The 3,786-nt window shown below is 63.7% G+C and carries 3 protein-coding genes; 1 reads left to right on the plus strand and 2 read right to left on the minus strand.

Features of this window, described 5'->3' with window-relative positions; translation table 11 throughout:
• Window positions 1-114: 114 nt before the first annotated feature.
• Window positions 115-486: an NYN domain-containing protein gene (locus tag ABDV69_RS20455; protein ID WP_343577601.1), complete on the plus strand. Its 372-nt coding sequence runs from the start codon at window positions 115-117 to the stop codon at window positions 484-486.
• Window positions 487-551: 65 nt separating this feature from the next.
• Here ABDV69_RS20455 and katG read toward each other — a convergent pair whose 3' ends face one another.
• A complete protein-coding gene (gene katG / locus ABDV69_RS20460) occupies window positions 552-2,759 on the minus strand; it encodes a catalase/peroxidase HPI (protein WP_343577602.1) in 2,208 nt (735 codons plus the stop codon).
• 36 nt (window positions 2,760-2,795) lie between these two features.
• Window positions 2,796-3,251 carry a Fur family transcriptional regulator gene (locus ABDV69_RS20465; RefSeq protein ID WP_343577603.1) on the minus strand — a complete coding sequence of 152 codons (456 nt, stop codon included), beginning with the start codon at window positions 3,249-3,251 and terminating at the stop codon, window positions 2,796-2,798.
• Window positions 3,252-3,786: the final 535 nt, after the last annotated feature.

The raw sequence follows: 3,786 nt of genomic DNA on the forward strand, positions 1-3,786 counted from the left end.
TACACATTACGGCGTGTCGACGCCCATCAGGCCAGCTCAACCACCACAAACCCCCGAAAAACCGGCTTAACTTAGGTCTAGCGTAGCCGCAGCAACGCCCGTACCGTCGGCACTGTGCGCTGGATCGTCGACGCCATGAACGTCATCGGAAGCCGTCCGGACGGCTGGTGGAAGGACCGCCACAGCGCGCGGTTACGTCTCGTCGAGCAGCTCGAACGGTGGGCCCTGACGGCGGGCGAGCAGGTGATCGTTGTTTTCGAAGGCCCGACTCCGACGCCCATTCAGTCGTCGGCGATCCTGGTGCACCACGCGCCCAGAGCCGCGCCGAATTCGGCTGACGACGAGATTGCTCGCCTGATTTGCGCGGATGAGAACCCTGCGGAGATCACCGTTGTGACGTCCGATGCCACGTTGGTCGAACGGGTCGCCAGCATGGGCGCAGCGGTCTGGCCGGCCATGAGATTCCGTGACCTGATCGACCCCTGACAACTGCACTGCACCCCGCGAACCGAAGCTCACGGGGTGCAGTGTTCGTGCAGGACAGTCAGGCGCTACTTGAGGTCGAACCGGTCGTTGTTGCAGACCTTCACCCACGCCGCGACGAAGTCCTCGACGAACTTCCTCCTGTTGTCGTCCTGGGCATACACCTCGGCCAGCGCCCGCAGCACGGAGTTCGAGCCGAAGACAAGGTCATTCGCGGTCGCGGTCCACTTCAGCGCACCCGAAGACCGGTCGTGGCCCTCGTAGACGTTGTCCGCGGTCTTCGACGCCTTCCACTCGGTGTTCATGTCGAGCAGATTGACGAAGAAGTCGTTGGTCAGCACGCCGGTCTTGTCGGTGAAGACACCGTGCTTGCTGCCGCCGTGGTTGGCGCCCAGCACGCGCAGGCCACCCACCAGCACCGTCAATTCCGGCGCGGTCACGCCGAGCAGGCAGGCCTTCTCGATCAGCAGATGCTCCAGCGCCACCTTCTCGCCGGCCCGCGCGTAGTTGCGGAAACCGTCGGCCCGCGGTTCGAGCACAGCGAACGATTCCACGTCGGTGTGCTCCTGCGAAGCGTCGGTACGACCCGGCGCGAAGTGCACGTCGATCTCGTATCCTGCGTCCTTAGCTGCCTTTTCGACCGCCGCAGACCCGGCCAGTACGATCAAGTCGGCCAACGAGATCTTCTTGCCGCCGGGCGCCGAGTCGTTGAACTCGTGCTGGACCTTCTCCAGCGCCGCCAGCGCCTTCTCCAACTCGGAGGGCTCGTTCGCTTCCCAGTTCTTCTGCGGCTCAAGGCGAATCCGCGCCCCGTTGGCGCCGCCGCGCTTGTCGGTGTTGCGGTAGCTCGCCAACGCGGACCATGCCGTCTTGACCAGTTGCGGCACCGACAGCCCGGAATCGAGCACCTTCTTCTTCAGGGCTGCGATGTCCTCGTCGCCGACCAGTGGGTGGTCGGCGGCCGGCACCGGGTCCTGCCACAGTTGCGGCTCGGGAATCCAGGGGCCAAGGTAACGAGAGACCGGTCCCATGTCACGGTGCAGCAGCTTGTACCACGCCTTGGCGAAGGCATCGGCCAGTTCGTCGGGGTGATCCAGCCAGCGCTTGGTGATCTCGCGGTAGATCGGGTCCTCGCGCAGCGAGATGTCGGTGACCAGCATCGTCGGGGCACGTCCCGGCCCGCCGAACGGATCGGGGATGGTGCCCGCGCCGGCACCGTCCTTCGTGGTGAACTGCCAGGCGCCGCCGGGACTCTTGGTCAGCTCCCACTCGTAGCCGTACAACGTCTCCAGGAAGGTGTTGTCCCACTTGGTCGGTGTCGGCGTCCACACCACCTCCAGGCCGCTGGTGATGGCGTCCCGGCCCTTGCCGCTGCCGTAGGCGCTCTTCCAGCCGAGCCCCTGCTGCTCGATCGGGGCCGCTTCCGGCTCGGGTCCGACCAGGTCGCCATCGCCGGCGCCGTGGGTTTTGCCGAAGCTGTGGCCACCGACGATGAGGGCGGCGGTCTCTTCGTCGTTCATCGCCATCCGGCCGAAGGTCTCGCGGATGTCGATCGCCGCCGCGACGGGGTCCGGCTTCCCTTCGGGGCCTTCGGGATTGACGTAGATCAGACCCATGGTGGTCGCGCCGTAGGGCTGCGCGAGATCACGCTTGCCGGAGTAGCGCTTGTCGGTGCCCAACCATTCGCCCTCTTCGCCGTAGAGGACTTCCTCCGGCTCCCACACGTCTTCGCGGCCGAAAGCGAATCCAAATGTCTTGAATCCCATTGACTCCAGGGCCACGTTGCCTGCCAGCATGAGCAGGTCGGCCCAGGAGATCTTGTTGCCGTACTTCTTCTTGACCGGCCACAGCAGCCGACGCGCCTTATCGAGGCTGACGTTGTCCGGCCAGCTGTTGAGCGGAGCGAAGCGCTGCAGACCCTGGCCGCCGCCACCGCGGCCGTCGTAGATGCGGTACGTGCCGGCGCCGTGCCAGCTCATCCGGATGAAAAAGCCGCCATAGTGGCCGTAGTCAGCGGGCCACCAGTCCTGCGAGGTGGTCATCAGCGACACCAGGTCGGCCTTGAGCGCCTCGACGTCGAGCCCCGAAAACGAATCGGCGTAATTGAAGTCGTCGCCGAGCGGGTTGCCCTGCGGCGGGTGGGGGTGCAGCCTGGATGTGTCGACCTGGTTAGGCCACCAATCCTGGTTGGTCAGGGGGGCGTCACCATTCGGCGTCGGCGCGTCAATGACCGGACTTTCACTATTGCTGCCCGTGTGGGCTGTATCGGACGACACTGCATTCCTTTCAGGGGTGGGTGAAATGGGCTGTGATCACGGTTGTGATCGATACGTTGCGGTCGAACACTGTGGGCACATTCCCCAATAAATGACTTCGGCCTCGTCGAGAACGAACCCGTCGAGCACGTTGTCCTCGTCAGACGGGGTCAGACACGGCGCGTCACCGACCGCGCAGTCGATGTCGGCGATGCTGCCGCACGATCGGCAGACGACGTGATGGTGGTTGTCGCCGACCCGTGATTCGTAGCGGGCGACCATGCCCAGAGGCTGGATCCGACGGAGCAGACCCACCGCGGTCAGAGCATTGAGGACGTCATACACCGCTTGGCGCGAGACATCGGGCAGCCCGCTGCGGACCGCCGTCAAAATCGTTTCGGTGTCAGCATGCGGATGGTCGTGGACCGCTTGCAACACGGCGACCCTGGGTCGGGTCACGCGCAGATCGACCGTCCGAAGCTGTGCCGAGTAGTCCGTCTCCGTTGACGACACGAACTCAAATATTCGCTCTTGTCTGGAGTCAGTCAAGACCTAGTTTGGAATTGGTCAAGTATCAACCTCGATTTGCACAAGCGCAAACAAAAGAGGCGAACGTCTTCGCATTCAACACATATCGATTTTCCAACACGCTGCCTGTACGGACTTGCACTGGGGCAGAACAACATCGAGCGGATCCTGGCCGGTCGGCGGCGGTGGTTGGCGCGCTCAGCAGGTGGTTCGGAACGATTAGCTTTTCATCACCTCGAGGACGCGTTGCGCAAACCGTCGGTGGCAGTTTCCATCAGTCCCTTGGCTCCCTTTTTGATGAGGAAGCCCGGGATCGGGAAGGTCGTCAGACCGGGGTGATGGTGTCGTGGTCGGGCAGCAGTGTCCTCGGCGTACGCGCGAAAGCAGCCGCTGCGACTTGCGGGCAGATAAGCGCAGGTCAGTGGGTATAACCGTGCTATGGTGAACCGCAAGAGTCCTTCCGATTGAACCCGGGCGCAAAACTCGCCAACCGGACAACTGATCCGCTACCGCCCGCTAG

The sequence above is a fragment of the Mycobacterium sp. genome, assembly GCF_039583785.1.
Classification (GTDB): domain Bacteria; phylum Actinomycetota; class Actinomycetes; order Mycobacteriales; family Mycobacteriaceae; genus Mycobacterium.